Annotated in this window: 27 protein-coding genes; 17 read left to right on the top strand and 10 right to left on the bottom strand. The window is 57.5% G+C overall.

The features are described 5' to 3' along the window. Positions 1-141 precede the first annotated feature (141 nt). Complete coding sequence (locus CDI07_RS01735) at positions 142-3,141, top strand: PKD domain-containing protein (protein WP_226996595.1); 3,000 nt, start codon at positions 142-144, stop codon at positions 3,139-3,141. A gap of 70 nt (positions 3,142-3,211) precedes the next feature. After that, the gene (locus tag CDI07_RS01730) at positions 3,212-4,171 is read left to right on the top strand and encodes a lipopolysaccharide assembly protein LapB (protein WP_088179967.1); all 960 of its coding nucleotides are present in this window, start codon (positions 3,212-3,214) and stop codon (positions 4,169-4,171) included. Here CDI07_RS01730 and CDI07_RS01725 read toward each other — a convergent pair. The 4 genes from CDI07_RS01725 to CDI07_RS01710 are packed head-to-tail and all read right to left on the bottom strand — an operon-like array spanning position 4,130 to position 7,770. Continuing rightward, positions 4,130-4,915 carry an ABC transporter ATP-binding protein gene (locus CDI07_RS01725; RefSeq protein WP_088179966.1) on the bottom strand — a complete coding sequence of 262 codons (786 nt, stop codon included), beginning with the start codon at positions 4,913-4,915 and terminating at the stop codon, positions 4,130-4,132. The two genes, CDI07_RS01730 and CDI07_RS01725, sit on opposite strands and share 42 nt — an antisense overlap. Then, positions 4,912-5,946 carry an iron ABC transporter permease gene (locus tag CDI07_RS01720; protein ID WP_088179965.1) on the bottom strand — a complete coding sequence of 345 codons (1,035 nt, stop codon included), beginning with the start codon at positions 5,944-5,946 and terminating at the stop codon, positions 4,912-4,914. Before CDI07_RS01720 ends, CDI07_RS01725 begins: the two co-directional genes overlap by 4 nt. 5 nt (positions 5,947-5,951) lie before the next feature. Further along, the gene (locus CDI07_RS01715) at positions 5,952-7,073 is read right to left on the bottom strand and encodes an iron ABC transporter substrate-binding protein (protein ID WP_088179964.1); all 1,122 of its coding nucleotides are present in this window, start codon (positions 7,071-7,073) and stop codon (positions 5,952-5,954) included. A 1-nt stretch (position 7,074) separates the two neighbouring features. Beyond that, complete coding sequence (locus CDI07_RS01710; RefSeq protein WP_088179963.1) at positions 7,075-7,770, bottom strand: FmdE family protein; 696 nt, start codon at positions 7,768-7,770, stop codon at positions 7,075-7,077. Positions 7,771-7,914: 144 nt separating this feature from the next. On the opposite strand from CDI07_RS01710, the gene CDI07_RS01705 reads away from it, so the two are divergent. Both CDI07_RS01705 and tdt read left to right on the top strand, forming a co-directional pair. Further along, positions 7,915-8,286, top strand: coding sequence for a NifB/NifX family molybdenum-iron cluster-binding protein (locus CDI07_RS01705; RefSeq protein ID WP_088179962.1), 372 nt, complete (start codon positions 7,915-7,917; stop codon positions 8,284-8,286). Positions 8,287-8,330: 44 nt separating this feature from the next. Beyond that, complete coding sequence (gene tdt / locus CDI07_RS01700) at positions 8,331-9,329, top strand: tellurite-resistance/dicarboxylate transporter (RefSeq protein ID WP_088179961.1); 999 nt, start codon at positions 8,331-8,333, stop codon at positions 9,327-9,329. 12 nt (positions 9,330-9,341) lie between these two features. On the opposite strand, the gene CDI07_RS01695 is transcribed toward tdt, so the two are convergent. Continuing rightward, complete coding sequence (locus CDI07_RS01695) at positions 9,342-10,166, bottom strand: PD40 domain-containing protein (RefSeq protein WP_168169228.1); 825 nt, start codon at positions 10,164-10,166, stop codon at positions 9,342-9,344. A 4-nt stretch (positions 10,167-10,170) separates the two neighbouring features. Between CDI07_RS01695 and CDI07_RS10150 the strand changes: the two genes are divergently transcribed. The 6 genes from CDI07_RS10150 to CDI07_RS01670 are packed head-to-tail and all read left to right on the top strand — an operon-like array spanning position 10,171 to position 13,874. Further along, complete coding sequence (locus CDI07_RS10150; protein ID WP_168169227.1) at positions 10,171-10,380, top strand: hypothetical protein; 210 nt, start codon at positions 10,171-10,173, stop codon at positions 10,378-10,380. After that, positions 10,359-11,291: a cation transporting ATPase C-terminal domain-containing protein gene (locus CDI07_RS01690; protein ID WP_088179959.1), complete on the top strand. Its 933-nt coding sequence runs from the start codon at positions 10,359-10,361 to the stop codon at positions 11,289-11,291. Before CDI07_RS10150 ends, CDI07_RS01690 begins: the two co-directional genes overlap by 22 nt. Positions 11,292-11,343: 52 nt before the next feature. Continuing rightward, on the top strand, positions 11,344-11,763 hold the full coding sequence (gene hypA, locus CDI07_RS01685) for a hydrogenase nickel incorporation protein HypA (RefSeq protein ID WP_088179958.1): 420 nt from the start codon (positions 11,344-11,346) through the stop codon (positions 11,761-11,763). Further along, positions 11,760-12,491 carry an Mrp/NBP35 family ATP-binding protein gene (locus tag CDI07_RS01680; RefSeq protein WP_088179957.1) on the top strand — a complete coding sequence of 244 codons (732 nt, stop codon included), beginning with the start codon at positions 11,760-11,762 and terminating at the stop codon, positions 12,489-12,491. The genes hypA and CDI07_RS01680 overlap by 4 nt, the downstream gene beginning before the upstream one ends. A gap of 47 nt (positions 12,492-12,538) precedes the next feature. Next, complete coding sequence (locus tag CDI07_RS01675) at positions 12,539-13,018, top strand: hydrogenase 3 maturation endopeptidase HyCI (RefSeq protein WP_088179956.1); 480 nt, start codon at positions 12,539-12,541, stop codon at positions 13,016-13,018. Further along, positions 13,002-13,874: a GNAT family N-acetyltransferase gene (locus tag CDI07_RS01670; RefSeq protein WP_088179955.1), complete on the top strand. Its 873-nt coding sequence runs from the start codon at positions 13,002-13,004 to the stop codon at positions 13,872-13,874. The genes CDI07_RS01675 and CDI07_RS01670 overlap by 17 nt, the downstream gene beginning before the upstream one ends. On the opposite strand, the gene mobA is transcribed toward CDI07_RS01670, so the two are convergent. Next, positions 13,866-14,450, bottom strand: a complete 585-nt coding sequence (gene mobA / locus CDI07_RS01665; RefSeq protein ID WP_088179954.1) for a molybdenum cofactor guanylyltransferase MobA — start codon at positions 14,448-14,450, stop codon at positions 13,866-13,868. The genes CDI07_RS01670 and mobA overlap by 9 nt on opposite strands. A gap of 101 nt (positions 14,451-14,551) precedes the next feature. On the opposite strand from mobA, the gene CDI07_RS01660 reads away from it, so the two are divergent. From CDI07_RS01660 to CDI07_RS01635, 6 genes are all read left to right on the top strand, one after another. Further along, positions 14,552-14,776 carry a HypC/HybG/HupF family hydrogenase formation chaperone gene (locus CDI07_RS01660; RefSeq protein WP_014012431.1) on the top strand — a complete coding sequence of 75 codons (225 nt, stop codon included), beginning with the start codon at positions 14,552-14,554 and terminating at the stop codon, positions 14,774-14,776. Beyond that, positions 14,773-15,891: a hydrogenase formation protein HypD gene (gene hypD / locus CDI07_RS01655; RefSeq protein ID WP_088179953.1), complete on the top strand. Its 1,119-nt coding sequence runs from the start codon at positions 14,773-14,775 to the stop codon at positions 15,889-15,891. The genes CDI07_RS01660 and hypD overlap by 4 nt, the downstream gene beginning before the upstream one ends. Before the next feature lie 92 nt (positions 15,892-15,983). After that, positions 15,984-18,302 carry a carbamoyltransferase HypF gene (hypF, locus tag CDI07_RS01650; protein ID WP_088179952.1) on the top strand — a complete coding sequence of 773 codons (2,319 nt, stop codon included), beginning with the start codon at positions 15,984-15,986 and terminating at the stop codon, positions 18,300-18,302. 48 nt (positions 18,303-18,350) lie between these two features. After that, entirely contained in the window at positions 18,351-19,361 is a 1,011-nt protein-coding gene (gene hypE, locus CDI07_RS01645) for a hydrogenase expression/formation protein HypE (RefSeq protein ID WP_088179951.1), read from the top strand. Between the two features lie 90 nt (positions 19,362-19,451). Next, complete coding sequence (locus CDI07_RS01640) at positions 19,452-19,745, top strand: hypothetical protein (RefSeq protein ID WP_058939149.1); 294 nt, start codon at positions 19,452-19,454, stop codon at positions 19,743-19,745. After that, complete coding sequence (locus CDI07_RS01635; RefSeq protein ID WP_088179950.1) at positions 19,742-20,938, top strand: cysteine desulfurase; 1,197 nt, start codon at positions 19,742-19,744, stop codon at positions 20,936-20,938. The genes CDI07_RS01640 and CDI07_RS01635 overlap by 4 nt, the downstream gene beginning before the upstream one ends. Before the next feature lie 49 nt (positions 20,939-20,987). Here the strand turns inward: CDI07_RS01635 and CDI07_RS01630 are convergent, their stop codons facing one another. The 4 genes from CDI07_RS01630 to CDI07_RS01615 are packed head-to-tail and all read right to left on the bottom strand — an operon-like array spanning position 20,988 to position 25,508. Further along, positions 20,988-21,887, bottom strand: a complete 900-nt coding sequence (locus tag CDI07_RS01630) for a hypothetical protein (RefSeq protein WP_088179949.1) — start codon at positions 21,885-21,887, stop codon at positions 20,988-20,990. Positions 21,888-21,944: 57 nt separating this feature from the next. Then, on the bottom strand, positions 21,945-23,075 hold the full coding sequence (locus CDI07_RS01625; RefSeq protein WP_088179948.1) for an ATP-NAD kinase family protein: 1,131 nt from the start codon (positions 23,073-23,075) through the stop codon (positions 21,945-21,947). A 4-nt stretch (positions 23,076-23,079) separates the two neighbouring features. Continuing rightward, entirely contained in the window at positions 23,080-24,525 is a 1,446-nt protein-coding gene (locus tag CDI07_RS01620) for a potassium channel family protein (protein WP_088179947.1), read from the bottom strand. Positions 24,526-24,557: 32 nt separating this feature from the next. Then, positions 24,558-25,508: a radical SAM protein gene (locus tag CDI07_RS01615; protein ID WP_088179946.1), complete on the bottom strand. Its 951-nt coding sequence runs from the start codon at positions 25,506-25,508 to the stop codon at positions 24,558-24,560. A gap of 118 nt (positions 25,509-25,626) precedes the next feature. Between CDI07_RS01615 and CDI07_RS01610 the strand changes: the two genes are divergently transcribed. Next, positions 25,627-26,367: a Rossmann-like domain-containing protein gene (locus tag CDI07_RS01610; RefSeq protein WP_088179945.1), complete on the top strand. Its 741-nt coding sequence runs from the start codon at positions 25,627-25,629 to the stop codon at positions 26,365-26,367. Positions 26,368-26,391: the final 24 nt, after the last annotated feature.

Genomic DNA, 26,391 nt, shown 5'->3' with positions numbered 1-26,391 from the left:
TGAAAATTCTTCTAGTTATCCACCAAAAATGTAAGATATATTTATGAAAATCGTTTTATATTTTGAAGTGTAATAAGTATTGGGTTTACGTAGGTTACCATTCTGGGAACCTTCGTGGGCTCAGCTTGAGGGGGCATTTGTATGAAACGAAAGACTGCTTTGTTTGTTATCCTGCTTCTGGCCTTTTCGGTATTCCTCATGCCGGGTCACAGGGTCACCGCGGAGGAATCCGACCTCGTTGACGGTTATGGTGGTATGGTCATAGCCGACGAGGAGATAATCATCGGTGACCGTGACGACTACTTCTGGGCATATGAGAACGAGAGTGGGAACGTCATCGGGAAATTCCACACCGGATACGAAAAATGGGACGAGATGGCGGCCTGTGACGTTAACGGCGATGGGAAGGCCGAGATAATCCAGGGCGACAGGAGCACGGACAAGATATACATCTACACGATGGAAGGAACCGAGCTGGGCAAGCACGACGTCAACTTCGAGGCCGGGGACGACCTGGCCTGCGGAGACCTCACCGGCAACGGGAAGGCAGAGATAGTCCATGCAGACAGGAACAACTGGATACACATATTCGACGAGAACTTCAACCTCCTGAACCAGTTCAAGGTCGATGACTTCGCGGATGGCGATTCAATAGCCGTCGGCGACCTCGACGGCGACGGAAAGGCCGAGATAGTGCACGCTGACGTGAGTGCAAACATCATAACGGTCTATGACATGAACGGCAACGTCAGGGGAAGTCTCACAACGGAGGACTACTTCGAGCTGACGTCGAGGGACGAGATAGCGATTGGGGACGTCAACCTCGACGGACTGAACGAGCTGGTCGTGGCCACCCAGGATTCGGACGACTACCAGGAGAGGGGCATGCACGTCTTTGGCTTCTCAAAGAAGGGCGCCCAGCTGGAGGGGAGCGAGTTAGCGACCTTCGTGATGCCCTTCCAGAAGGGAGACAGGATGGCCGTTGGGGACGTTAACACCGACGGGCTCGACGAGATAGTCTGGGCCTCTCAGGACGGCTACGTGAAGGTCTACAACCTCGGAGGCGACCTGCTGAACGGACCGAAGGGCCTGAAGACGGAGTTCAGTTACGGAGCGGGCCTCGCAGTTGGCGACGTGAACGGCGACTCGATAGTAGTCGGACCGCCAAGGAAGGGAAGGATGCACGTTGAGAACCTCGTGATAGCCGTGATAAACGCCCCGCCGGTCGACTACGACGTCATAAACAAGACGGGGGTATTCTACTCGGAGTTCACGACCGAAAAAACCCAGGCAACGAAGTTCTCGGTGAAGTCCACCCACGACGTCAAGATGAGCCTCGGAATGAAGGCGGTCATGGGCAACAAGAAGGTCGCCTACGCTGAGGTCAACCTGAAGGTGAGCATGGGGTTCCAGCTCCAGAGGGAGAGGGGACGGAGCTACGAGGAGAGCATAACCTATGGACTGACGTCCGACATGGGCGACGGGGCGCTCTACGTGACCACGGACTACGACGTCTACGAGTTCCCGATAATAAGCCCGCCGGAGCTTGCCGTCGTGAACGGCGAGCAGCAGTACATACTCGTGACGGTTCCCAAGGGGCCACCCCACGTCCACTTCCAGAACTACAAGTCGGACCTCCACGAGATTGGAGATATAAACACCTACCCCGAGAACCTGAACGAGCTGAAGAACTACGAGCCCGGAAACCTTCTCGACATGTTCACCATAGAGGTTGGCCAGGTGGGGAGCTCCTACGAGAGGTCCGTCAAGGAATTGAGATGGACAAAAAGCAAGAACACCTTCAACGTCGGCGTTTCCATCGGTATCGGAGGTGGCTACACATCACCCACGTCAAGCCTCGACCTGAAGATGGAGGGCAGCTACGGATACGAGAAGGTAACGACCCACGAGGTGACCGTTTCCAACGAGACCAGCGTCAAGGTTGTCTACGAGGGCGGCATAAGCGACCCGAGCATGTGGTACAACGCAACCGGCGTTATCTACCTCGACGGTGAGGACGGACACTTGGTTCTCGACTTCCTCGTGCCGAGTAAGGGGGAGCACTACGAGGCGAGGAGCGGAAGCCCGATACTGATAAACTTCGGCTTCTTCACGATAGACTACCAGGCCCTAATACTGATGAACAAACCTCCGGAGTGCTCGATTTCAGCTTCTCCAAGCTCCGGGAAGCTTCCGCTCGAGGTGGGCTTCGCCCTGAACCTAAACGACCCGGAGAACGGCTCCATGAGATGGGAGATTGACTTCGGGGACGGTTACTCCGCAGAGGGCAACGGCACTGAAGTTGGCCACGTCTACCGCGAGGAGGGGAACTACAAGGTCACCCTGACGGTCTACGACCCCTGGAACGCCAACGCCACCTGCAAGGCATCCGTAAACGTCAAACCCAACGAGAAGCCAACGGCGCTCTTCAGCTACTCGCCCGCCGAGATCAAGGCCGGGGACGAGGTGCTCTTTACCGACAGCTCCACGGACCCGGACGGAAGCGTTGCCAAGTGGAGCTGGAACTTCGGCGACGGAAGCACTTCAACCGAGAGGAACCCGAGGCACACGTACACGAACCCCGGCTCCTACACGGTTATGCTGACCGTCGAAGACGAGAGCGGACTGAAGGGAACCTACTACAAGGAGATAACCGTGGAACCGCGGAACTATCCTCCGACGGCTGACTTCACGTTCCTGCCAAAGGAGCCGAAGGCCGGGGAGGAGATAAGCTTCGCGGACAAGTCCTACGACAAAGACGGAGACATAGTTGGCTGGAGCTGGGACTTTGGAGACGGGAGCACATCCAGCGAGGCTGAACCTGTTCACACCTACTCAAGCGCCGGCAACTACACGGTGACCCTGAAGGTGAGGGACGACGGTGGCGGAGAGGACGTCAGGAGAATCACCATCACGGTTGGAGCCGCGGAGAGCCCCTCGCCAACCGAGACGACATCAACCGAAGCCCCAACTACCACCACACCATCCGAAACGACGTCGAGCACACCGAGTGAGACAACCGGTTCTCCGAGTCCAAGTTCCTCCAGCGCCCAGCCATCCCCGACCGAGTCAGGGGGCACGTGCGGACCGGGAATAGTCGTCATCCTAGCGGCACTCGTTGCCCTTCGGAGGAGACGCTAGTCTTCTCCATTTAATTTTGACCAAAGCGTTAAATACTCCCGGACGGCTAATTATTCTGAGGTGTTCTGAGATGGAGGAGATTCTGAAGGCAATCGAGGAAAAGGATTGCAAAAAGGTTGCAACCCTTCTGTACCACAGGGTTGACGAGCTGGGCGACGAGGAGCTTAAGGAGGCCCTCGAAAAGGCCGAAAAGCTCGCCCTGGAGTGTGGTGATTTCGAACTGTACAAGCTCACCGTTTACTACTTCCACGAACTCCTCGGTGTGGACAAGCTGAGCGAGTTCGAGAAGATGGCCGAGGAGAAGGACACATTTGAGATAAAGTTCGAGCTGGCCGACCTCTACTACCTCATCGGGGAGCTGGAGAAGAGCCTCGATCTCTACAGGGCCCTCCTCGAGGAGGAGACCGAGAAGGGCAACAAGGGGAACATAGCGAAAATCTACTACGCCATGGCGCTCATCCACGAGGAACTTCAGGAGTACGAGAAGGCCATCGAACTCATGGAGAAGGCCGAGGAGATACACCGCGAACTCGGAAACAAGGATGAGGTTCTGAGGATAGCCATCCACAAGGCCTACGTGCTCTTCGAGTCCGGTGAGACCTACGAGGCAAAGGCCATGCTCGCAGGCCTTCTCCCGAAGGTTCTGGACAAGAGCGACCTCCTCGTTGAGATACACCTCAGCTTCGAGGAGATATTTGAGGAGGACGAGAACTACGACGCGGCTTTGCAGGAGTGTCTCTACGCCCTCGTCCACGCGAAAGGAAGCGACTACGAGGACATAGCCTTCGGCTCGCTGATGGACGTCCTCTGGCAGCTGTTCCTCGAGGACGATTTCGAAACGGTTTACCTGCACATGGACATGTTCGCAAAGGCCCTTCCGGAGCTGGCGGACTTCTTCGAGGCCGTAAAAGCGATAGCCCTCTACAAGGACGGCAAGATTGAGGCGGAGGAAGCAGGAAAGGCCATAGAAAGCGTCAAGGACCCGCGCCTACTCGACCTGCTCGAGTTCCTCGGCGAGGCTGAGATGTGAGAGGGGAACCACGACGGGGATTCCCCCCACCTCTTCTATTCTAACCTTCACGTCATAGACCTCCTCGAAGAGAGCCGGCTTCAGTATCTCCCTCCCACCGTCGGCCACGATTCTTCCATCCTTCATGAAGACGAACCTCCTGGCGAAGCGAAGGGCCAGGTTGACGTCGTGCATAACCACGATCGACGTTCCCCCTTCCTCCGCGAACTTCCTCGCCGTTTCCATGACCTCCAGCTGGCTCTTGATGTCGAGGTTGTTGGTCGGCTCGTCCATGAGAAGTATTCTGGGCTCCTGAGCCAAAGCCCTCGCGATGCTCACCTTCTGGAGTTCTCCACCGCTCAGCTTGTTGGTGGGCTTCAGCGCAAGGTGACCTATGCCCATCATCCTCAGAACCCTTCTCACGGTCTCAACGTCTCGCTTCGACGGCCTCAGCCCCATGTAGGGCCTCCTGCCGAGCAGAACCGTATCAAAAACCGTCATGAAACCCGGCTCGCACCTCTGGGGCACGTAGGCGAGAACCCTCGCCAGCCCATCCCTGGAGTAATTCGCTACCGGGCGTTCAAGCACTTCAACCGCCCCGCAGTCCAGGATGCCCCCCACGCACTTGAGGAGGGTTGACTTTCCGGCACCGTTCGGCCCGAGTATCGCCACGAATTCCCCCTCTTCAATCTCCAGATCAACGCCCCTGAGGACCTCCGAGCCGTTGTAGGTGAAGTGGAGGTTCCTTACCCGTACGGCCTTCATCTCCGTCCCTCCATCCTTATCAGGAGGTATATGAACGCTGGGGCACCGAGAAAAGAGGTCACTATGCCAACCGGAAGGATCATCGGAGACAGTACCAGCCTGGCGATCGTGTCCGCGGCCACCAGTAGCAACGCGCCGGCAAGGGCCGACAGGGGAATGAGGAAGCGATAGTCGCCACCGGCGACGAGCCTGATGGCGTGGGGCGCTATGAGGCCAACGAAGCCTATGACACCGACAAAAGCAACGCTTACGGCTGTTATCAGCGCCGCCAGGAAGGTCGAGATAAGGCGAACCCTCTCAACGTCAACCCCAACGCTCTTGGCGACGTCGTCCCCCATAACGGAGGCGTTCAGATCCCAGCGCTTAACGACGAAGTACGCGAAGATTGGAACGAACACAACGAGCATTATCGCGTTTTCCCGCCAGGTGGCCCTTCCGAGGTCCCCAAAGCTCCAGTAGACCATGGCCGCCAGCTGAAGCTCGTCAGCGAAGTACTGAACGAGGGTCGTTAGTGCAACGAAGAGTGAGCTCATTGCGACTCCGGCCAGAATTATGGCCTCGGGGCTGAGTCCCTTCAGCCTCGCCAGTGCAAGGATCACAGCCGTAGCGCTTATGGCGCCGATGAATGCGAAGAGCACAACGGCGTAGGGGTTGTCAAGCGAAATCCTGCCGGAACTCTCGGCGTAGCCTGCCCCCAGGAGGATCGCGAGGGAAGCGCCGAACATCGCCCCGTGGGAGACGCCCATTGTGAACGGCGTGGCCAGCGGATTCCGCAGAAAGCCCTGCATGACGGCACCGGCTATGGCAAGGGAGGCACCGACCAGAAGACCGGCAGCTATCCTCGGCATCCTTATGTTCCAGACTACCAGCCTGGCACTATCCGTTCCACCGCCGAGGAGTGCATCAACGACCTCCCTCACCGAGAGGAAGTAAGCGCCGTGGGAGAGGGAGTACAGGCTAACCGCGAGAATGGAAAGAAGAAGGAAAATGCCGATGGACAGTTTCCTGGCCACGTAGCCCTCGTAGTCCATTCCCATCACGGTGAGGTCGGCAGTGAGTATTTAATCGTTCCGTTGGAGAGGTCTATCTTTCCGAAACCGCCGAACTGTTCCTTCATGGTGCCGTAAACCGGCTTTCCGAGCAGGAAGGCGTATATCTCGTCGGCCTTCTTCGCCGGGTCAACGTCGCTGAACCTCTCGGGATAGAGCACCTTTCCGATGAAGTACGCATCGGCCAGGGCCGTTCCAACGTTGGTGGTGTAGAAGTTGTAGGGGAGTATGCCGTAGACGTTGCCTTCCTTGACGGCCTTAAGCGAGGCGTAAAAGTCCGGGTTCTTTGAGTAATCGTCGAGGATTAGCTTAAGACCGCCCTCGTCGATAAATATGTACTCAGGCTGCCATTCGAGAAGCTTCTCCTTGTCGATGAACTGGTGGCCGCTCCCAAGCTCGTCGGCAACGTTCTTGGCGTGAACGACGATGAACGGCGGATAGCTGGCCTCCGTGCTCTCAATCCCGTGGGCGCCCTTGTAGCCGATTCCGCCGACGAAGACGGTCTTCGGTTCAACGTCGGCCGTGCGCTTCATCAGGTCATTCTGGGTTGCATTGATGAAGTTTATGACCTCCCTAGCCCTATCCTCCCTTCCGAGTATCCTGCCCGCCAGTTCGAGGGACTTGAAGAGCTCTTCGTCCTCGAAGGTCGCCAGCTGGCCGTAGCTGAGGACGATGACGGGGATTCCGGTCTTGGCCTGTATATCGTCGGCCGTCTTCTTGTCCACGTAGGTTATGAAGATAACGTCGGGCTTCAGCTCTATGAGCGCCTCGAAGTCCGGCAGCTTGCCCGGTCCGCCCGGCCCGACGGTCGGCAGCTCCCTGAGTTCGGGGTGGGCTATGATGTAGGGCCTTCCGAAGTTGTAGCGTTTCTCGAAGTCCTCAACCCCTACCACCATATCGCTCGCGTTCAGGTAAACCACTAGCCGTAGCGCCCCAGGGCCGACGGCAACGACCCGGTTCACCTTCGCCGGAACCTCGACGCTCCTCCCAAGGGCGTCCGTGACGGTTATCGTGGCCTTTTCGGTTTCCCCCGTTCCGGTGTTGCTTCCAATGCAGCCGCTTATTGAAACCACAAGCAGGATTAGAAACAGGGCAAGGAACCTCCTCATCTCAGCACCCCCTCGGCGAGACTTTCACTATTCCTCTCCCGATTACCGCACGGTAGGATTCCCCCGCGCAGCGGAGGCAGAAGGGCTCGTCGTTTATGTAGACGGCCCTGGTTTCCATAACCAGCTCCCCGCACTTCGAGCAGCGGACGCTCTCCACTATCGGCGCCTGCTCTATCGGGGGAACCTTAACCCGTTCGATCTTGAACTCCTCCCTCGGGAGCTCCAGCATGGTGTATGCTATCTCCCCCCAGAGTTCCCAGAGGCGTCTCCGCTCCTCTTCGGTTCCCTTTCTTTCCCTCACGACCCTGTTGAACAGCTCAGTGGCTCCGGGAGGGTAGTACTTCTTCAGCCTCTCGGCATCCGCGTAGACCCTGACGCCTTCCCAGGTGGAGCGCTTGACGAGGGTCAGGGCCGTCTTTCCGAGGTCGAGGTAGACGAGAGAGTTGTTTCCCAGGGTGCAACCCGTCGTCACCTGAACACCGTCGGTGAAGCAGCTGTTGATCTCGACTATGGCGAGAATGGACTCGTCAACGCTTCCAGAGTAGTCGAGCCTCCCGACGCCGAGTTCCTCCATGGCTATAAGCGACGCCCGGATTCCGAGCGCCAGGTAGGGACAGACGTGACCGTGGAACTCCCTGGCGTACTCCAGGATTCCCCGGGCGTCACCCTCATCCACCAGCCTGTTGAGAGCGAGCATTGTATCACCAAAGGCGGATTGGGTAACACACTTTTAACGATTTTTTGAGCTAGGTGTTATTAACCTTTGGTGTTGGTGTTCCAGAAAAGCGTGCATATGCACAAGCTTTATATGTGAAGGCTTTTTCATGATAGTGGTGGTTTCATGAGAATCGCGGTTCCCCTAAAGGACGGGAGAGGCCTGGATAGCGAGGTCTGTGAGCACTTCGGTCGGGCAAAATATTTCGCGTTCGTTGAGGTCACAGATGGCACCATCAATGGCACCGAAGTCGTCGAGGTTCCCTTCGAAGAGCACGGCCCGGGCGATATTCCAAACTTCGTGAAGGAGCACGGAGGGGAAGTTGTACTTGCCTACGGAATGGGCAGGAAGGCCATGGCCTACTTTGAGAGCCTAGGAATAACCGTCGTCACCGGGGCCTACGGAAGGGTTAAAGACGTCGTTGAGGCCTTCATACACGAGGTTCTCGAGGTCGACCCCCACTGGAGGGAGAGGATAGAGGCGACGAAGCACCAGTGAAAAAGTTTTTAAATGAAATTTTTTTCATTTAATTTGGTGGTCGTATGGGAATCAAAGACTTCGCGCCGAGCTGGTTCGCGAGCGTTATGGGAACCGGCGCCCTGGCCCTCGTGAGCAAGGCCTACTCCGGCAAACTCCCGCTACTCGGAAACTTCGCGGAGTTCCTGACTTACCTCAACACGGTTTTGTTCTTCATCCTGCTGGTGCCCTGGGTTCTGAGGTGGCTCAGATACAGGGAAGACGCCCTCAGGGACCTTCACCATCCAGTCCTCGGCAACTTCTACGGCACCATCGCGATAGCCATGCTGATACTGTCCGCCGATTACCTCCTGGTTCTCAAGAACACCACGCTCGCGTGGGCGTTCTGGCTGGCCGGCGTTCCGCTGACGGTATTCTTCGCGTTCCTCATCCCGTATCTCTTCTTCACCTGCGAGGGCATAGACACCAAGGCCATAACCCCAGCGTGGTTCATCCCGCCCGTGGGCCTGATAGTCATCCCGATAAGCGGCGCCAAGCTGATGACGCTGGCGAGCGGAACGGCGAGGGAAATCATGGCCCTCATCAACGTCTTCGCCTGGGGCTCCGGCTTCTTCCTCTACCTGGCCCTGTTCGCGCTGGTGATGCTCCGCTTCATTCGCCACGAGCCGATGCCCTGTGGAATAGCCCCCTCGATATGGATAAACTTAGGACCCATCGGAGCCGGGACGAGCACGCTCTACGCGCTAATAAAGGCGAGCGACTTCATAACGGTGAAGGAGCCTTTCCTGGCCTTCGGCCTGCTCTTCTGGGGCTTCGGCGTGTGGTGGCTCGTCATGGCGATCCTGATGACGCTCCACTACGTCAGGAAGCTCAACCTCCCCTACAGCCTCGCCTGGTGGGCCTTCATATTCCCGCTCGGGGCCTACGTCAGCGCGACCTTCAACGTGGGGACCACCTTCGGGATAAACGCCATCACAGACTTCGGATTCGCCCTCTACTGGCTCCTCTTAGTGATATGGCTAGTCACGGGGGTAAAAACGGTGAGGCACTTCCTCCTGGGCTGACCCCCCCATGCCTCAGCTTTTCTTCCTGTAGGCAACGTAGATGTCCGCCTCTATCATCTTCATGTCCTTCGTAAAGAAGTGGTGCACGAAGTATACGTTCCCCTCGGCGTCCAGTGCCGGCTCCCCGGCAAAGTTCGAGATGATTTCCTCAGGTTTGCCCCACCCGCTGCCGTTCCACACCGAGCGGAATATCGCTGGACCCGGATAACCGAGCCTGCTCTGCCCCGTAAACCATAGCTCCCTGCCGTCGGGCGTTATGAAGGGCTGGTCCTCGTTCAGCTCGCTGTTTACGTTCGGCACCTTCCTGGGGTTCACCCACGAGCCGTTCACGTAGTCCATCATGCATATGTCGCCACCGCATCCGTAGTACATCGTTCTGCCGTCGGGGCTGATGCAGAGCTCCCCCACATCGTAGATTTTGTTCAAAAGCTCACCGGCGTTTTTTACGTCCGTCCACCGGCCGTCCTTGAACCTCGCCGTGTAGATGTCCACCTCCCCGTAGTTCCCCCTTCTGACCGAGGCAAACCACATCGTGTCGTTCAGTATGAAGACCGCCCCGTCGAGGGATTCCGTACTCCCCAGCACAACCCTTACAGGCTCAGTCCATTTCCCGTTAACCTTCCGCGACCACCATACCCCCGTGACCCCGTCCACGAGCTGTTTCTGAGGCGGAACGTTGACGTCGGGTGTAAAGAAGAAGTAGAGATTTTTCCCATCCGGCGTCACGAAGGGTGAATCCTCAGCGCCGGCGGTGTTTATGGGACCTTCCAGCGGAACCGGCTTTTCCCACTCGTCGGAATGGATAACCGGAGGAAAAGCGTCGGTTTGGGGTGTCATTTTAATGGCCCCCTGTGGGATGGAGGCCAGCCGATCGGGGCTTGGGGTTGTGGTCTGCGACTGGCCCGAGCCGATGCACCCGGACAGGAACACCAAGAGAATGAGGACAACCACGGCTGAAAATATTCTCATGTGCAACCCCATATCCCTTCCGGGAGCAAGGTATAAATGTCTATCCCTCCAAGTTAAAGCATGGAGCGGAAGACCAAGGTAGCTTTAATCCTCTCGCTGGTCTCACCCATCTTCGCCGAAGTGCTGAGCGGTTCGACTCCACCGCTTGAAGTCCTCACGAACCCCCTCTCGTTTCCGTTCCTGTGGGCCTACTACGGTGCCGGTGTTCTCCTTGTCAGGGAGGCGTGGGTTAGGTGGGGGAGGAACTACGTTAGGCTCATGCTCCTAGGCTTCGTCTACGGCATCGTGGAGGAGGGGCTCGTCATAAAGTCGTGGTTCAATCCGGAGTGGCCGGACCTGGATGTTTTCAGCGTTTACGGGCGCGTCTGGGGTGTGAACGCAGTCTGGGCGGTGTGGCTGACGATATTCCATTCCCTGATGAGCATAGCGATACCGATAATGGTCGTCGATGCCCTCTATCCGGAGTTCTCGAATGAAAGGCTCCTGGGAAGAAAGGGGATAACGATAGCGCTCGTATCCTTCGGCGTCTCCGCGGTGGCGTTCTTCCTCTTCCTCGCCCCCTACCGCCCGCCCGCACTCCAGTATTTCCTCACCATCGTCCTCACGGCACTTCTGCTGCTCCTCTCAAGGCGGGTAAAAAGGGAGGCCATCTTCAAGCGCGGCATTCCGAAGGGACATCCCTTCGTCTACGGCTTCGGGGTTTCCTTCGCGTTGTTCTTCATATTCACGGCCTTCCCCCACTCATCGGTACATCCAGTTGTGCCTTCCATCCTCGGACTCCTGGTGGCCCTCCACTTCTACTCCACGCCGGCCCGCCTGGACGAAAGGGGGAAGTATGCCCTCGCCATTGGCTTCCTGGCCTTCTGGTTCGTGCCATATGACATAATCCTCGAGCTCAACGGCGCGAGGGGTGAGGCCCTCCTCGGCGTGGCCACCTTCGCAGTTCTCGCCTGGAAGCTGAGGAAAATGGGAGTCAGTGAACCCAAGGTTTGAAACCCGCCCATTTTTAAGCGCCGGGGGCTAAAATCTAAACGGAGGGATCGAGATGCACGAGTGGGCACTCGCCGATGGGATAGTTAGAACTGCCCTGGATTACGCGCAAAAAGAGGGCGCATCCAAGCTCCTCGCCGTTCAGGTCGTTCTCGGCGAACTCCAGGATGTTAACGCCGAGATAGTCGAGTTCGCGATGAAGGAGCTCCTCAAGGGAACCATTGGAGATGGCGCGGAGATAGAGTTCATCGAGGAGGAGGCGGTTTTTAAGTGCCGTGACTGTGGCCACGAGTGGAAGCTCAAGGAAGTCAAAGGAAACTTCGACGAGCGCATAAAGGAGGACATACACTTCATCCCCGAGGTGGTTCACGCGTTTCTAGCCTGTCCGAAGTGCGGCAGCAGGGACTTCGAGGTGGTCAAGGGGAGGGGAGTTTACATAAGCGGCATAAAGATCGAGAAGGAGGGGGAGGCATGATAAGCATAGACCCGCGCGTCAAGGGCATAGAGGGCAGGCTTGAGAAGGTGAAGCGCATAATCCCCGTCGTCAGCGGGAAGGGTGGGGTCGGAAAGTCGCTCGTCTCAACAACTCTAGCCTTGGCTTTGGCGGAGAAGGGCTACAAGGTCGGCCTCCTAGACCTCGACTTCCACGGCGCGAGCGACCACGTTATCCTCGGTTTCGAGCCGAAGGAGTTCCCCGAGGAGGAGTACGGCGTAATCCCGCCGACGGTTCACGGGATAAAGTTCATGAGCATCGTCTACTACTCCGAGGACAAACCCACACCCATGAGGGGCATGGAGATAAGCGACGCCCTCATAGAGCTTCTCGCCATAACACGCTGGGACGAGCTGGACTATCTCATCATAGACATGCCACCCGGCCTCGGCGACCAGTTCCTGGATGTGCTGCGCTTCCTCAAGAGGGGTGAGTTCCTCGTCGTTGCAACGCCGTCGAAGCTCTCCATGAACGTCGTTGAAAAGCTCCTAACACTGCTGAAGGAGAAGGAGCACAGAATCCTCGGAATCGTCGAGAACCTCAAGCTGGACGATGAGAAGGGCATAGAGGAGCTGGCGAAGAGGTTTGACGTGCCCTACCTAACCGGCATACCCCTGTACAGGGACCTAGAGGACAAGATAGGGAAGCCCGATGAACTCCTGAAGACGGCCTTCGCGGAGAGGATAAGGGAAGTCGTGGAGAAGATTTAGCGAAGGGTTTTTCTTTTCTTCATCCTAAACTCGCTAAAGGTGAAACGATGGAACTCCCCGAACTCCTCAGAAGGGCCAGACGGGTCGTCGTCTGCGGAATAGGGAACGAGGTTAGGGGGGACGATGCATTCGGCGTCCTCGTTGCCGAGAGGCTGAAAGAACTGGTGGAGAACCCAAACGTCCTCGTTCTCAACTGCGGAGAGGTGCCGGAGAGTTACACGGGAAAGATAACAAAATTTGAGCCCGATCTGGTGATCTTCGTTGATGCGGTTGACTTCGGCGGGGAGCACGGTGAAGTCATACTCGCCGATCCAGAGGGGACCCTCGGTGAGGCCGTCTCGACCCACAGCCTGCCGCTCAAGGTTCTGGTAGGATACCTGAAGACGCGCCTCAACGCGGAGTTCGTTCTCCTCGGCTGCCAGCCGGCCGTCCTGGGCCTCTTCCAGGAGCCGAGCGAGGTTGTGGTTGAAAGGGCCGAGGCCCTCGCAGAATCCATGGCCGGTGTTCTCAATGAAACTGAGGGTTAGGGAAGCCACCATCTGGGACTGCCAGAGGATAGTTGGCATATACCTCTCCAACTCGCCCTGGAAGGACTCGCCCTACGAGACCTACCTCCAAGTCGGCCCCTGGGGTCTGGAGGAGACCTGCGCAATCCACCTGAACAACCTCAAACTCGCCGGGGGAATAGCGCTCGTGGCTGAGCTGGATGGAAAGATAGCTGGAGAGGCCGAGGTCTTCATAAGCGATGAGGTCTGGGACGGGGAGCTCGTAAAAACCGCACACCTCAGCGTCATCGAGGTGGCGCGGTGGTATCAGGGGAAGGGCGTCGGAAGGGCCCTGCTGGAGCGCGTGGTGGAGCTGGCCGAGAGGGAGGGTTGCGACCTCCTCACGGTGACCCCCGAGAAGAAGGCCCTCGGGTTCTACAGAAAGCTTGGATTCGACAGAACGGTCTACCACGGGGTTATCGCAGACATCTCAACGGACGCCGGGAGGGGAGCTCCAAAGGTTGCCGAACTAACCCCCGACTGGAACGACCTGAGGGGACTGCCCCTCAGCCTGGGGCAGTTTCAGAGCTCCTACAACCACTGGTTCTCAGAGTTCGTTGACAGGGTCGCCGACGTGGACGGGAGGGTTCACTTCGAGAGCGGGAGGATCGAGGGCGGCTTCTTCGTGCTCGAAGGGAGCTTCTTCGACAGAAAAACCGCAACGGCGTATTTCTGGGGAGAGAACGGCCTGGATGGCTTGAGAGAGCTCGTAGCCCTCGCGAGGAGCAGGGGCTTCAAAACCCTCAGGACGAGCCTCAGCAGGGAACTGGTAAGCGGCAGTCTGGAGTTCAGCATAACGCCCCTGGACGAGGTTCTCATACTCGCAAAGTCACTCTGACTTCCTTTCGAGAAGTTTTCTGAGGTCACTCCGCCGGTTAACGTTGAAGAAGCCTTCCTTCCAGAGGGACGGCAGCTTCTCCACATTCAGGTAGCACACATCGGCGGAGCGTATCGCACCGTTCAGCGAGTAGTCCCCGCTGCGTATTCTCTCCTCAAGGACCCTGCGGAACGCCTTTGAGTAGGCCGCATGGAGGGGCTCGAGGTATCCATTGGCCCAGCGGGGGACGCAGGCTAGCTTTTCGCTCCCCCGGAATTTCTGGATCATGAGGTCAACGAACTCCGGGACTATGAGCGGCATGTCCCCCGCGACGACGAACGCATCACCGAGGCCCAATGCAGTATAAACCCCGCCTATGGGTCCGATGGAGAGTTCGTCAACCACCACCTCGTAGCCGAGGCTTCTGAGCCTCCCGGCGTTGTCGGCAGATGCCACGATAACGACCTCCTCGATAAGCAACGCCGACTCAATTCTCTCGATGGCGTACGAAATGAGCGGCCTTCCACCTATCCTGAAGAGAAGCTTGTCGCCCCCGAAGCGCTTACTCCTGCCCCCCGCGAGAACCGCACCGAGCATAATATCCGTTGGATTCCGGGCTTTTAGGGTTGACGGTTGAAAACCAGAGGTTTAAAAAATCCCTAAAAAGGCCTGTGAGAACTAATCACAGGTGAGAGAAAATGTGCCTAGCGATTCCGGGAAGGATAATCGAAATCACAGGAAAAACCGCGGTTGTAGACTTTGGAGGCGTGAGAAGGGAAGTTCGCCTCGATCTGCTCCCAGAGGTCGGGGTCGGGGACTACGTCATAGTCCACACGGGCTTCGCAATAGAGAGGCTCGACGAGGAGAGGGCGCTGGAGATACTCGAGGCGTGGGCAGAGGTCGAGCGGGCGCTGGAGGGATGAACGTGACCGACGTCCTGAACGCCTTCAAGGACAGAGAACTGGCTCAGAAGGTCGTGAGGAAGATACGCGAGGAGGCAAAGGGCCTCGATGAGCTCCGCTTCATGCACGTCTGCGGAACGCACGAGGATACCGTAACCCGCTCCGGGATACGCTCCCTCCTGCCGGAGAACGTCAAGATAGTCAGCGGGCCGGGCTGTCCGGTCTGTATAACCCCCGTCGAGGACATCGTCAAGATGCGCGAGATTATGAAGGAGGCCTACGCTGAGGGGGACAGGATAATCCTGACCACCTTCGGCGACATGTACAAAATCCCCACTCCCCTCGGGAGCTTCGCGGATTTGAGGGGCGAGGGCTACGACGTGAGAGTGGTTTACTCCATATTCGACACCTACAAGATAGCCAAGGAGAACCCGGAGAGAACCGTCGTTCACTTCAGCCCCGGCTTCGAGACCACCACCGCCCCCGCGGCCGGAATGCTCAACGCCGTCGTTGAAGAAGGCCTCGAGAACTTCAAGATATACTCCGTCCACCGCCTGACTCCTCCGGCCGTTGAGGCCCTCGTGAAGGCCGGAACGCGCTTCCACGGGCTCATAGACCCGGGTCACGTCTCAACGATAATAGGCGTTAAAGGCTGGGAGTACATAACGACCGACTACGGCATACCGCAGGTCATAGCGGGCTTCGAGCCGGTGGACATGCTGATGGCAATTCTGCTCCTCGTACGGATGGTCAAGAACGGCGAGGTGAAGATACTCAACGAGTACACCCGCGCCGTCAGGTACGAGGGCAACGTAACGGCTCAGAGGCTCATCGAGAAGTTCTTCGAGGTTACGGATGCCAAGTGGCGCGCCCTCGGAACCATACCCGAAAGCGGGCTTGAGCTGAGGAAGGAGTGGAGGGAGCTGGAGATAAGGACGTACTATGATCCAGAGGTTCCCGAACTCCCGGACCTCGAGAAGGGCTGCATCTGCGGCGCAATCCTTCGCGGTCTGGCGCTGCCTCCGCAGTGCCCACACTTCGGCAAGACCTGCACGCCGCGGAGTCCAATAGGGCCGTGCATGGTCTCCTACGAAGGAACCTGCAGCATCTTCTACAAATACGGAGCTTTGTTTTGACACCAAAGGTTGAAAACTCCTCCCCGGTTTTTAACTTTTGGTTTTAGAAACCTATAAAGGCCCGGATTACGAAGAAGAAACCGGTGAGAGGAATGAAGGCTTACCGACTTCACGTTCAGGGCATCGTTCAGGCCGTCGGATTTCGGCCCTTCGTCTACAGAATCGCCCACGAAAACAACCTGCGGGGCTACGTCAAGAACCTCGGCGATGCGGGGGTTGAGATAGTAGTCGAGGGCAGGGAGGAGGATATAGCGGCTTTTCTGCGAGACCTCAGGGAGAAGCTTCCCCCACTCGCGCGGATAGAGATGATAAGGAAGAAGGAGCTCCCTCCCCAGGGCTTTGACCGCTTCTACATCGAGAAGAGTTCCCAGGGCGGGGAAGGCGGGGACTCGATAATCCCACCCGACATAGCGATATGCGACGACTGCCTGAGGGAGCTCTTTGACCCGACGGACAAGCGGTACATGTACCCCTTCATCGTCTGCACCAACTGCGGGCCCAGGTTTACAATCATCGAGGATTTACCCTACGATAGAATCAACACCACGATGAGAGAGTTCCCGATGTGCGACTACTGCGAGAGCGAGTACAGAGACCCGCTCAACAGGAGGTATCACGCCGAACCCGTCTGCTGTCCGGTCTGCGGACCGAGCTACCGGCTCTACACGAGCGATGGAGAGGAGATCATAGGGGACCCGCTGAAGAGGGCGGCCGAACTCATAGACAAGGGCTACATCGTCGCCATCAAGGGAATAGGAGGGATACACCTCGCCTGCGACGCAACCAACGAAGAAGCGGTTGCAGAGCTGAGACGGAGAACCCACAGGCCCCAGAAGCCCTTCGCCATAATGGCGAAGGACGTCGAGACGGTGGAGGAGTTCGCCTTCCTAAGCAGAGAAGAACTCGAGGAGCTGACTTCATACAGGAGGCCGATAATAACCCTCCGCAAGAAGGAGCCATTCCCGCTTCCCGAGAACCTCGCACCGGGGCTTCATACCATAGGCGTCATGCTGCCCTACGCGGGAACGCATTACATACTCTTCCACTGGAGCAAGAGCAAGGTTTACGTCATGACATCCGCGAACTACCCGGGAATGCCCATGGTCAAGGACAACGACCGGGCCTTCGAGGAGTTAAAGGATGTCGCCGATTACTTCCTCCTCCACAACAGGAAGATACTCAACAGGGCCGACGATAGCGTCATCAGGTTCGTCAACGGGAGGAGGGCGGTGATAAGGCGCTCCCGCGGCTTCGTGCCTCTGCCAATAGAGATACCCTTCAACTACCGCGGCCTGGCCGTCGGGGCGGAGCTTCTCAACGCCTTTGGCGTCGCCAAAAACGGGAAAGTCTACCCCAGCCAGTACATCGGGAACACCTCAAAGGTCGAAGTCCTCGAGTTCATGGAGGAGGCCATAGAACACTTCAAGAGAATCCTCCGGGTGAACGAGTTCGACCTCATCGTTGCAGATCTCCATCCAAGCTACAACACGACAAAGCTCGCCATGGAGATGGCCAACGAGCTAAACGTGGAGTTCCTCCAGGTGCAGCACCACTACGCACACATAGCGAGCGTTTTAGCTGAGAGGAAGCTGGACGAGATGATAGGCATAGCCGTTGACGGCGTCGGCTACGGGACGGACGGCCACACCTGGGGCGGCGAGGTGATATACCTGAGCTACGAGGACGTCGAGAGGCTAGCTCACATAGATTACTACCCGCTCCCGGGCGGAGATTTGGCCAGCTATTACCCGCTGAGGGCCCTGATGGGTATCCTGAGCAAGGTCTACGGCGTCGAGGAGCTCGAAGGAATCATCGAGAGGTGCTGTCCGAAGGCCATCGAGAGCCTCCGCTACGGGAGGGTGGAGTTCAACGTCGTGCTGACTCAGCTGGCGAAGGAAGTTAACACAGGCTACGCCTCCTCAACCGGCAGGGTTCTCGACGCCATCTCGGTTCTCCTCAACGTGGCGTACAGAAGGCACTACGAGGGCGAGCCGGCAATGAAGCTGGAGAGCTTCGCGATGCGCGGGAAGAACGACCTGAAGTTCGAAGTCCCTGTTGACGGAGAGCTGATAAGGGTGGAGGAGCTCTTCGCACAGGCACTCGACGTCATTGACACAGCCAGTCCGGCGGACATAGCCTACTCGGCCCACCTCGCCCTCGGGCGGGTTTTCGCGGAGACGGCGATAGATAGGGCGAGGGAGTTCGGGGTTAAGAACGTTGGAATAAGCGGCGGCGTCGCCTTCAACGAACTCATAGTAAAGACCGCCAGGAAGATAGTCGAGGCTGCCGGCCTGAAGTTCCACACGACCCACGAAGTTCCGCGCGGCGACAACGGGATAAACGTCGGTCAGGCCTTCCTCGGCGGCCTGTACCTCGAGGGATACCTCACGAAGGAGGACCTGATGCTGTGAGGAAAGGTTAAATTCAGGTTTGCTGCACGGTTATCCGGAGGGAGAAACATGAAGATAAAGCTCGAACACGGGGCAGGCGGAGAGATAATGGAGGAGCTCCTAAGGGACGTCGTACTGAAGAGCCTGAGCCTGAAATCTGCCGGTGGAATCGGATTGGATGCCCTCGACGATGGGGCGGCGATACCCCTCGGCGATAAGCACCTTGTGTTCACGATAGACGGCCACACGGTCAAGCCACTCTTCTTCCCGGGTGGAGACATAGGGCGCCTGGCCATCAGCGGGACGGTGAACGACCTGGCCGTTATGGGAGCCAAGCCTTTAGCATTAGCCAACTCCATGATAATTGGCGAGGGTTTCGACGGTGAGGAACTGAAGAGAATCCTCCGCTCGATGGACGAGACTGCCAAAGAGGTGCCGGTTCCCATCGTCACCGGCGATACCAAGGTTGTTGAGGACGGTATAGGCATCTTCGTCATAACGGCAGGAATTGGAATCGCGGAGAGGCCTGTAAGCGACGCCGGAGCGGAAGTTGGCGACGTTGTTCTCGTCAGCGGGACTGTCGGAGACCACGGGATAGCGTTGATGAGCCACCGTGAAGGTATAGCCTTCGAGACCGAGCTCGAGAGCGACGTTGCCCCTATATGGGAGGTCGTCGAGGCGGTGGCTAAAGCGATAGGCTGGGAGAACATACACGCCATGAAGGACCCCACGAGGGGCGGCCTAAGCAACGCCCTCAACGAGATGGCGAGGAAGGCCAATGTCGGGATACTCATAAGGGAGGCCGACGTGCCCGTGAGGCCGGAAGTAAGAGCAGCGAGCGATATGCTGGGCATAAACCCCTTCGATGTCGCCAACGAGGGCAAAGTGGTCATGATCGTTCCACGAGAGCACGCGGAGGAAGCGCTGGAAGCTATGAGGAGCACCGAAAAGGGGAAGAACGCGGCGATAATCGGCGACGTCATAGAGGACTACCGGGGCAAGGTTCTCGTGGAGACGGGCATAGGCGGAAAGCGCTTCCTTGAGCCGCCGGCTGGAGACCCGGTTCCGAGGGTCTGCTGAGCCCCTTTTCACGATTCCCACTTTTGTCCTTAACCTTCGGTTTGGGAAAGCCGTATAAGGCTCTTTTTCCAATTTTGACCGGTGGGGGAGATGATAATCGCAAAGCCCTGCGTAACGATGAAGGGAGTCGTCATAAGCGGCTACTCGTGGGACAGGAAGGTGAAAGTTGACCTCACGAGAACCGCCCAGTGCCTGAAGGAGAAGGGTTACACCGTGAAGAAGCTCCTGCCGGGGATGATGCTCATTCTCGAAATGGAGGGCTACGAAACGAGCGTCTATCCGAGCGGCAAGATAATAATCAAGCTCCTTGAGGACTCAAAGAAGGGTGAGGAGCTCGCTCGAATAATCTACGACTGCGCTGGAGTTCTGGAGGTGGTTTCATGAGGATTCCAGAGGACGTTAGGAAGGACATTCCGCTGACCGAGGAGGTAATATACTTTGACAACACAGCCACTTCGCTCACGCCGAGGCCGGTTATAGAGGCAATGGACGAGTACTACCTCAAGTACCGCGCCAACGTTCACCGCGGCATTCACAGGCTCTCCCAGATGGCGACCCACAAGTACGAGGAGAGCAGGAAGGTGACGGCGGATTTTCTCAACGCCAAGTTTGAGGAGATAGTCTTCACCAAGAACACGAGCGAGAGCCTCAATTTAGTTGCTCTCGGCCTTGAGCACCTCTTCAAGCCCGGCGACAAGATAGTGACGACGCCCTACGAGCACCACTCGGATTTGCTCCCATGGCAGAGGCTGGCCAAAAAGCTGGGGCTGAGGCTCGAGTTCATAGAGGGTGACGACGAGGGCAACCTCGACCTGAGCGATGCAGAGAGGAAGATTAGAGACGCGAAGCTGGTGGCCGTTCAGCACGTCTCCAACGCCCTCGGAGTTATCCACGAGGTCGAGGAACTCGGAAAGATGGCGAAGGAAGCGGGGGCGATATTCGTCGTCGATGCCGCCCAGAGCGCCGGTCACATGGAGGTAGACGTGAAGAGGCTCCACGCGGACTTCTTGGGGTTCTCGGGCCACAAGGGGCCGATGGGGCCGACCGGGATAGGCGTTCTCTACATCAACGAGGAGTTCTTTGAGGCCTTCGAGCCGCCGCTGATAGGCGGGGGGACGATAGAGGACGTCGAGCTGGAGGACTACAAGCTGACCGAGCCGCCCGAGAGGTTCGAGGCTGGAACTCCCAACATAGGCGGTGCGATAGGCCTCGCCGCAGGGATAAGGTACATCGAGAAAATCGGGATAGACAGAATCGAGAAACAGGAGCACAAGCTCGTCAAGCGCATAACCGAGGGACTCGACGAGCTCGAAGTGCCCTGGTACGGGCCGAGGAACCTGAAGAAGCACGCCGGTGTCGTCAGCTTCAACGTTCCACCGCTCCATCCCCACGACGTCGCGGCTATACTTGACGAGCACGGCATCATGGTGAGGAGCGGCCATCACTGCGCTTTACCCGTGATGAAGAAGCTCGGGATAAACGGCACCGTGAGGGCCTCATTCCACGTCTACAACAGCGTGGAAGAGGTCGAGAAGTTCCTAAGCGTCATGGAGGAGCTGGTGAGGAGCCTGAGGTGATCCCCTATTCTTTTTCCTTTTGAACGGCTGTCGTTCGGGAAAATGTAAATCAGAGGGGCAGCTCACCCCACTCCACGTTTATCGTCTCCGGGGTGCGGTAGATGAAGGCCGCCTCCCCCTTGTGGACGTGCTTCCTCATTGGGCCCGGTGGAACGCCGTTCGTCTCGTAGATGACGCTCTGGGTATCTGGGTCGTGGTAGAGGACCAGGCTCGGGCCGGCCAGGTTCATTATCGAGTCTATCGCGTACTGCGTCGCGAGAACCGTCACCCTCGCCCGAATGGGCCTCGTTATCAGAGGTATGGCAGCACCGCCCGCTGTGGTGTATGCCAGGACGGCGGCATCGTTGACGCCTATCATGGTGTTCCTCCTGTGTCTAACCACCGCACCCACAACCAGAAAAGCTATGCCCGCTATGGTTATGCTGTAGGTCTCACCCAGCTCCACCAGGATGTTCTTCCCGAACTTCGGCGGTTTCCCTGAGTAGAAGGCCTCGTCCAGAGGCGTGTAGCTCTCCTGGATAACCTCGGCGTATTTTCCGTCCGACTTCATGGCCTCGGGAACGCTCTTCACCTTTCCGGCAAGGAAGTCGGCGTAGAGCCTGTCCGTCAGGGTTCTGTCGAGCCCGTAAACGGTCTGGACTATCGTCGCCGCGGTGTAGCCGTCGAGAAGGCCCTCCCTCGCGAGGGCTATTGGGTCGAGGCCAGTTCCCTGGCCGTCCTTCACCCTGATGATGGTGTCAAACCCCTCCTCCGGGAAGTCGCCCTCCGTGTCGAAGATAACTACCCCGTAGTCAATCTCCCTGTACCTGTCCGCCAAGTACTTCAGGGCCTTTCCCGGCCATTCGTCCATTCCAAAGACCTTGAGAGTCCTACCGTGGTAAACGGGGTCGTAGAATGTGTCCTCCCCCTCCCTCTCAAAGAGCCTAACCGCTATACGGCTGTACTTCATACGGTTCACCGATTGAGAATAGGGAAAGGTTCTATAAACGGCTTCTGGTTCGCCCGCCTAAACGACCTTCACCATCCTCTCCATCCAGGGGCTGACGCGGACGCGGATGTAGCCGCGCAGTTTGTCGTCAACCTCCCTGTCGCCGGTGTAAACCCTAACAAAGCCGTTCCTGAGCTTGGAAGGCGTCGCCACAACGATTATGTTCTCCTTGGGAATCCTCCGCAGAACCTCTGCCGAGAACTGCTGGTTTCCCCTGCCGAAGAGGAATCCAAGGCCCCCGATTATCGTTACAACGATTCTGGTGTTCTCTCCCGCGAACCTCAGCAGGTCTTTCTCCGCGGCATCTTTGACGAGGAGTCTGGCCTCGCCGTTTTTAATCTCAACGATGTCAACGCCTAGGAGCGTTCCGTTTATTCCCAGCAGGTCTTTGAGCTTCTTGACCGTCGAGCCAGCGCCGAGGAAATATATCCCATCCTCAAGCTCCTCGGCCAGGGCCTCTATTATGGCATCCACATCCTCGGCCTCGTCCGTCTTCGTAGGCTCCTTCGCACCCTGAAGGAGGAGCTCGGCATAGGGAGTCAGTGCCTTCCCGTAGTGCTTCGGCCTCACCTCGTCGTGCCTGAAGGCGTTCTCATCCAAGTCCATGACATCCCGCTCTACAAGCTTGGCGTTCCCGTTGAGGAACTCGACTACGAGCCTCGCCGCGTCCTCGGGGGATGCCGCGAAGACCCCGGAGAACATCTTAACGCCCGTTGGAACACCGAGTATCGGAACCTCTCTCCCGGCGACGCTGAAAACGTCCCTCGCGGTTCCGTCGCCGCCGGCGAAGACTATCAACTCAACCCTGCCGAGCATTCTCTTCACGAGTTCCTTCGTGTCGTCGCTATCCGTATCCGGAATCCTAACGCCGAGGACCTCGCGGTAGCGTACATCCCTGTGTCTGGTGACCTCGTAGGGGAAGTCGAACTCCGCCAGAACCTCTTCCCCCAAACCATTGGGGCCGGTTAAGAACTCGATATCCTTTCCCTCCGCGTAGTTGCTCAGCTCGTGGAGGAAAAGTCTCGCAACGTCGGCCGCGATGGGCCTTGCACCCCTATTTATGGCCTCCTCAACAACGCCGTCCGTGCCCTTCAGGGCCACCTTACCGCCCATTCCAGCTATGGGGTTGATTATCAGTCCAACGCGCATGCCATCACCTCATGTACTTCCTCGCGAACACCGTCAGGAAGACCGCCCACATGAACATGCCAAACAGGGCCTCGACCGAGGCTATAACCCTCCCAACCCCAACGGGGTGATAGTCACCGTATCCCAGGGTCGTCGCGGTGACAACGCTGAAGTACTCGTAGTCGAGGAAGCTCATAGCTCCGGAGATGCCTTCGACGCTCCGCGTCAGGAAGAACAGGATTGGGAAGAAGACGTTGACCGCGCCGAGCCATATGAGTATGGGCCTCTTCCAGTCGGTGCCGTACTTGCAGGTCAAATCCGCGAAGAGCCACTCGAAGGCGGACTCCATCCTCATGAAGAGCCGCTTAATCCCCTTCCTCCTGCCGCTCAGCCGGGAGTTCCTCTTGGCCACCATCTCCAGGTAGTAGTAGCGGTCGGCCCTCTCGAAGTCCCCGTTCCGCTCCCAGCTTATCCTGGCGAGGCGGTAGAGCACCTCGGCAGCGCGGTGGCTGTTGAACTTGCAGTCCTCGACCTCAACGAAGCCCTCGACGTTGAGTTCCACCGGGATGTTGGGCAGAACCGTGGAGTTCCAGGCGAAGTCGCCGTGGAAAGACACCTTCCGGAATATCAGGTTGCCCATGACCCTGGTGTGCACGAACTCGGGATTCCTGAGCCAGCTTCCAAGGATTTCGGCGTGGCCGAAGACGTTGAGGTTCTCGAGCACGAGGTTGCCGTGGAACCGCCTTATGCTGAGCCTGACCTGCCTCTTGAAGCGCGCCGACTGGTCGAAGCCTATGTCCCGGAGAACGAGGGCGGTGGCCTTGACGGCCCTCTCGCGCGATTCGGATGGCTTTACCCCATGTTCCTCAAGGATTTTTCGCAGGAGGGGATAGCGGACGTTTATTCCAATCCTGCGGACTTCACTCAGGTCGCTCAGCTCTATCCTCCCGGTCGCGGTTCTGCGCTCCCCGTACTCCTTCTCGCCCTCCTCTCCCCTGCCGGTATACTCGGTCGAGTTTATCATGACGTAGCGAACGCTCGAATTTCTGATGTAGACCGAGTTGGAGAACCCAACGCGGAGCAGGTTCAGGCCGAAAACGTGGGAGCCGTGAACTGTGAACGTTCCAAGCTCGCTCTCAAAGACGACCAGTCGACCCACCGTGGAGTTGTAGAAGGTTACACCCGGCACGTTAACGCCGTCGAAGAGTATCGTCCTGATCTGAGAGTTTTTAAAGACTATCGGCTTCTCGGCTTTGAAATCGCTTATTTTGACGTCGTAGAGATAAACGCCCTCAAAATAGGTCTGCCCTGCCCTGAGCCTCTTGAGAAAAGCCTCCTCCTTTACCCTCTTTATCTCATCCCCCAAAAGCCTCTCGCCCTCGTCGTAGGGGATGTGGAGGGGACAGTAGGCGGAGCCCTCGATGGGCTTCAACCTGCACCTCTGCCCGTTCTCGTAGGTGTACTCGCACATGGCTCTCCCCGGTAAACTAGTTTCCCGAATAATTAAGGTTTTCTCCTGCTCGGAAGAGCGCGCATGTAGAAGCGCCTTCCCCCGTACTCGAGTTCTATTAACTTTCCGTCCCTGAGGAGTCTCTCCACCACGTCCCAGTCGGCCCCTGCTTTTCTCAGGAGCTCCCTCACGGCTTCTTCCCTCATCGGGTGCACGGCGGTTATGCTCAGCAGGTCTTCCTCGACGTTCCCTGTTGAGGCAAAGGCGTTCCCCTCGTAGCCTATGAGGTATTCGACCCGGTCCCCACCGAGCCTCTCCGAGAACAGCTGGTAGGCGAGGTGTATCGTCTCCTCGCTCGCAGGTTCGACCCACGGCTCGGCAGGAGGCCTCGTGGGGATTCCTATGTACGCCTTGTCCGGCCCGAGCTCCGCCAGAAAGTCTGCAATTTTCTCAAGTTCTCCATCGTAGTCAACGTTTATCAGCATGGTCTCGGTAACGAGCTTCCCTCCGAAGCCGTCCGCGAAGGTCAGCATGCCGTCGAGGATTTTCTCAAGCGAGAGGCTCCTGTGGGGTCTGTCCACCCTGCGCCATAGGGATTCGCTCACAGCGTCGACCTTCAGGGAGACGAAGTCGAACTCAAAAAGCTCCTCCCTGACGTCCTCCCGCCATATCAGCGAGGAGTTCGTGAGTATCGCAAGGGGTATCCCGAGGGTTTTCAACATCTCCACCTCTCTGGACAGGTTAACGTCGAGCGTCGGCTCCCCGTCGGGAACGAAGGTGATGTAGTCTATTTTCTCCCCGGCCGCTTCGGCTTCCTCTACCTTCCGTGAAACCTCCTCGAAGATCAGTTCCGGCTCGTAGAAAGCTCTCCTCTCAACCTCCATCCTCAGGGTTCTGCCTATCTGGCAGTAGACGCAGGCGTAGGAGCAGACCTTGTCGGGTATGTTGTTTATCCCAAGACTCTTGCCGAGCCTCCTCGATGGAACCGGACCGAAGGCTATCATGTCACCACCAGAATTAGGTTAACCTAAAAGCGTATAAGGTTTGCCCAAACGGAAGGTTCAAAATCAGAAAGAAAGAAGGGGTAACAGGGTAACCAAAGCTGGGGAGTGAGGTGTTCGCATGCTGCTGACCAAATTCAAGAAAAAGGCCCTGAGGCTCATCGATGAGGAGCTCAAAGTTCTGGACTTCTCCTTTGGCCTGCCCTACACCTACGTGCTGATTGAGGGGAAGAGGGGAAAAGCCCTCGGCGTTGCCATGACCCTCCCCGAGGAGATAGGGAGATTCGACAACTCCATCGAGGAGCCCACTCTGGAGGCGTTCATTGAAAGGGCCGATAGCCTCAACCTCATCGAGAGGTCCCTAGGCCTGGCGGCGATAAACGCGGTTTCGCAGTACTACATCGACTTGAGTGATGCAAAGTGGATTGACGCCGTGGAACTGCTCGACGATGACATCGAGAAGGTAGCGGTCATCGGAAACATGCCGCCGATAGTCAGGGCCCTGCGGGAGAGAGGCTTCGACCTCTACGTCTTCGAGAGAAACCCGAAGCTATGGGATAGGGAAACGCTGAGCGATTCCCTGGAGTACTGGCTCCTGCCGGAGGTTGAGGCAGTTATGGCGAGCGCCTCCTGCATGATCAACGGAACCCTCGACATGCTCCTCGACAGGGCAAAGAACGCCAGGATTTTCCTCCTGACCGGCCCTACGGGACAGGTTCTCCCGGAGTTCCTCAGGGGCACCAGGGTAACCCACGTGGCCTCGATGAAGGTCGTGAAGGTTGAAAGGGCGATACTTCAGCTAAAGCTCGGCTGCTTCAGGGGCTTCTCCGACGAGAGCAGAAAATACGTCCTCGAAATATGAGGATTTCTTCTTCCTTCTTTATTC

Source organism: Thermococcus sp. 5-4, from assembly GCF_002197185.1.
In the GTDB taxonomy this organism is placed as follows: domain Archaea; phylum Methanobacteriota_B; class Thermococci; order Thermococcales; family Thermococcaceae; genus Thermococcus; species Thermococcus radiotolerans.
This window is presented reverse-complemented; position numbering and strand designations above follow the sequence as displayed.

Coding starts and splice junctions, on each gene's coding strand:
- CDI07_RS01730 (WP_088179967.1), top strand. CDS start 3,212: ATGGAGGAGATTCTGAAGGCAATCGAGGAAAAGGATTGCAAAAAGGTT.
- CDI07_RS01620 (WP_088179947.1), bottom strand. CDS start 24,525: ATGTGCGAGTACACCTACGAGAACGGGCAGAGGTGCAGGTTGAAGCCC.
- CDI07_RS01640 (WP_058939149.1), top strand. CDS start 19,452: ATGATAATCGCAAAGCCCTGCGTAACGATGAAGGGAGTCGTCATAAGC.
- CDI07_RS01735 (WP_226996595.1), top strand. CDS start 142: ATGAAACGAAAGACTGCTTTGTTTGTTATCCTGCTTCTGGCCTTTTCG.
- CDI07_RS01615 (WP_088179946.1), bottom strand. CDS start 25,508: ATGATAGCCTTCGGTCCGGTTCCATCGAGGAGGCTCGGCAAGAGTCTT.
- CDI07_RS01705 (WP_088179962.1), top strand. CDS start 7,915: ATGAGAATCGCGGTTCCCCTAAAGGACGGGAGAGGCCTGGATAGCGAG.
- CDI07_RS01660 (WP_014012431.1), top strand. CDS start 14,552: ATGTGCCTAGCGATTCCGGGAAGGATAATCGAAATCACAGGAAAAACC.
- hypF (WP_088179952.1), top strand. CDS start 15,984: ATGAAGGCTTACCGACTTCACGTTCAGGGCATCGTTCAGGCCGTCGGA.
- hypE (WP_088179951.1), top strand. CDS start 18,351: ATGAAGATAAAGCTCGAACACGGGGCAGGCGGAGAGATAATGGAGGAG.
- CDI07_RS01630 (WP_088179949.1), bottom strand. CDS start 21,887: ATGAAGTACAGCCGTATAGCGGTTAGGCTCTTTGAGAGGGAGGGGGAG.
- CDI07_RS01720 (WP_088179965.1), bottom strand. CDS start 5,946: ATGGACTACGAGGGCTACGTGGCCAGGAAACTGTCCATCGGCATTTTC.
- CDI07_RS01715 (WP_088179964.1), bottom strand. CDS start 7,073: ATGAGGAGGTTCCTTGCCCTGTTTCTAATCCTGCTTGTGGTTTCAATA.
- tdt (WP_088179961.1), top strand. CDS start 8,331: ATGGGAATCAAAGACTTCGCGCCGAGCTGGTTCGCGAGCGTTATGGGA.
- CDI07_RS10150 (WP_168169227.1), top strand. CDS start 10,171: ATGGCCCCCTGTGGGATGGAGGCCAGCCGATCGGGGCTTGGGGTTGTG.
- hypA (WP_088179958.1), top strand. CDS start 11,344: ATGCACGAGTGGGCACTCGCCGATGGGATAGTTAGAACTGCCCTGGAT.
- mobA (WP_088179954.1), bottom strand. CDS start 14,450: ATGCTCGGTGCGGTTCTCGCGGGGGGCAGGAGTAAGCGCTTCGGGGGC.
- CDI07_RS01710 (WP_088179963.1), bottom strand. CDS start 7,770: ATGCTCGCTCTCAACAGGCTGGTGGATGAGGGTGACGCCCGGGGAATC.
- CDI07_RS01635 (WP_088179950.1), top strand. CDS start 19,742: ATGAGGATTCCAGAGGACGTTAGGAAGGACATTCCGCTGACCGAGGAG.
- CDI07_RS01725 (WP_088179966.1), bottom strand. CDS start 4,915: ATGAAGGCCGTACGGGTAAGGAACCTCCACTTCACCTACAACGGCTCG.
- hypD (WP_088179953.1), top strand. CDS start 14,773: ATGAACGTGACCGACGTCCTGAACGCCTTCAAGGACAGAGAACTGGCT.
- CDI07_RS01690 (WP_088179959.1), top strand. CDS start 10,359: ATGGAGCGGAAGACCAAGGTAGCTTTAATCCTCTCGCTGGTCTCACCC.
- CDI07_RS01675 (WP_088179956.1), top strand. CDS start 12,539: ATGGAACTCCCCGAACTCCTCAGAAGGGCCAGACGGGTCGTCGTCTGC.
- CDI07_RS01610 (WP_088179945.1), top strand. CDS start 25,627: ATGCTGCTGACCAAATTCAAGAAAAAGGCCCTGAGGCTCATCGATGAG.
- CDI07_RS01670 (WP_088179955.1), top strand. CDS start 13,002: ATGAAACTGAGGGTTAGGGAAGCCACCATCTGGGACTGCCAGAGGATA.
- CDI07_RS01695 (WP_168169228.1), bottom strand. CDS start 10,166: ATGACACCCCAAACCGACGCTTTTCCTCCGGTTATCCATTCCGACGAG.
- CDI07_RS01680 (WP_088179957.1), top strand. CDS start 11,760: ATGATAAGCATAGACCCGCGCGTCAAGGGCATAGAGGGCAGGCTTGAG.
- CDI07_RS01625 (WP_088179948.1), bottom strand. CDS start 23,075: ATGCGCGTTGGACTGATAATCAACCCCATAGCTGGAATGGGCGGTAAG.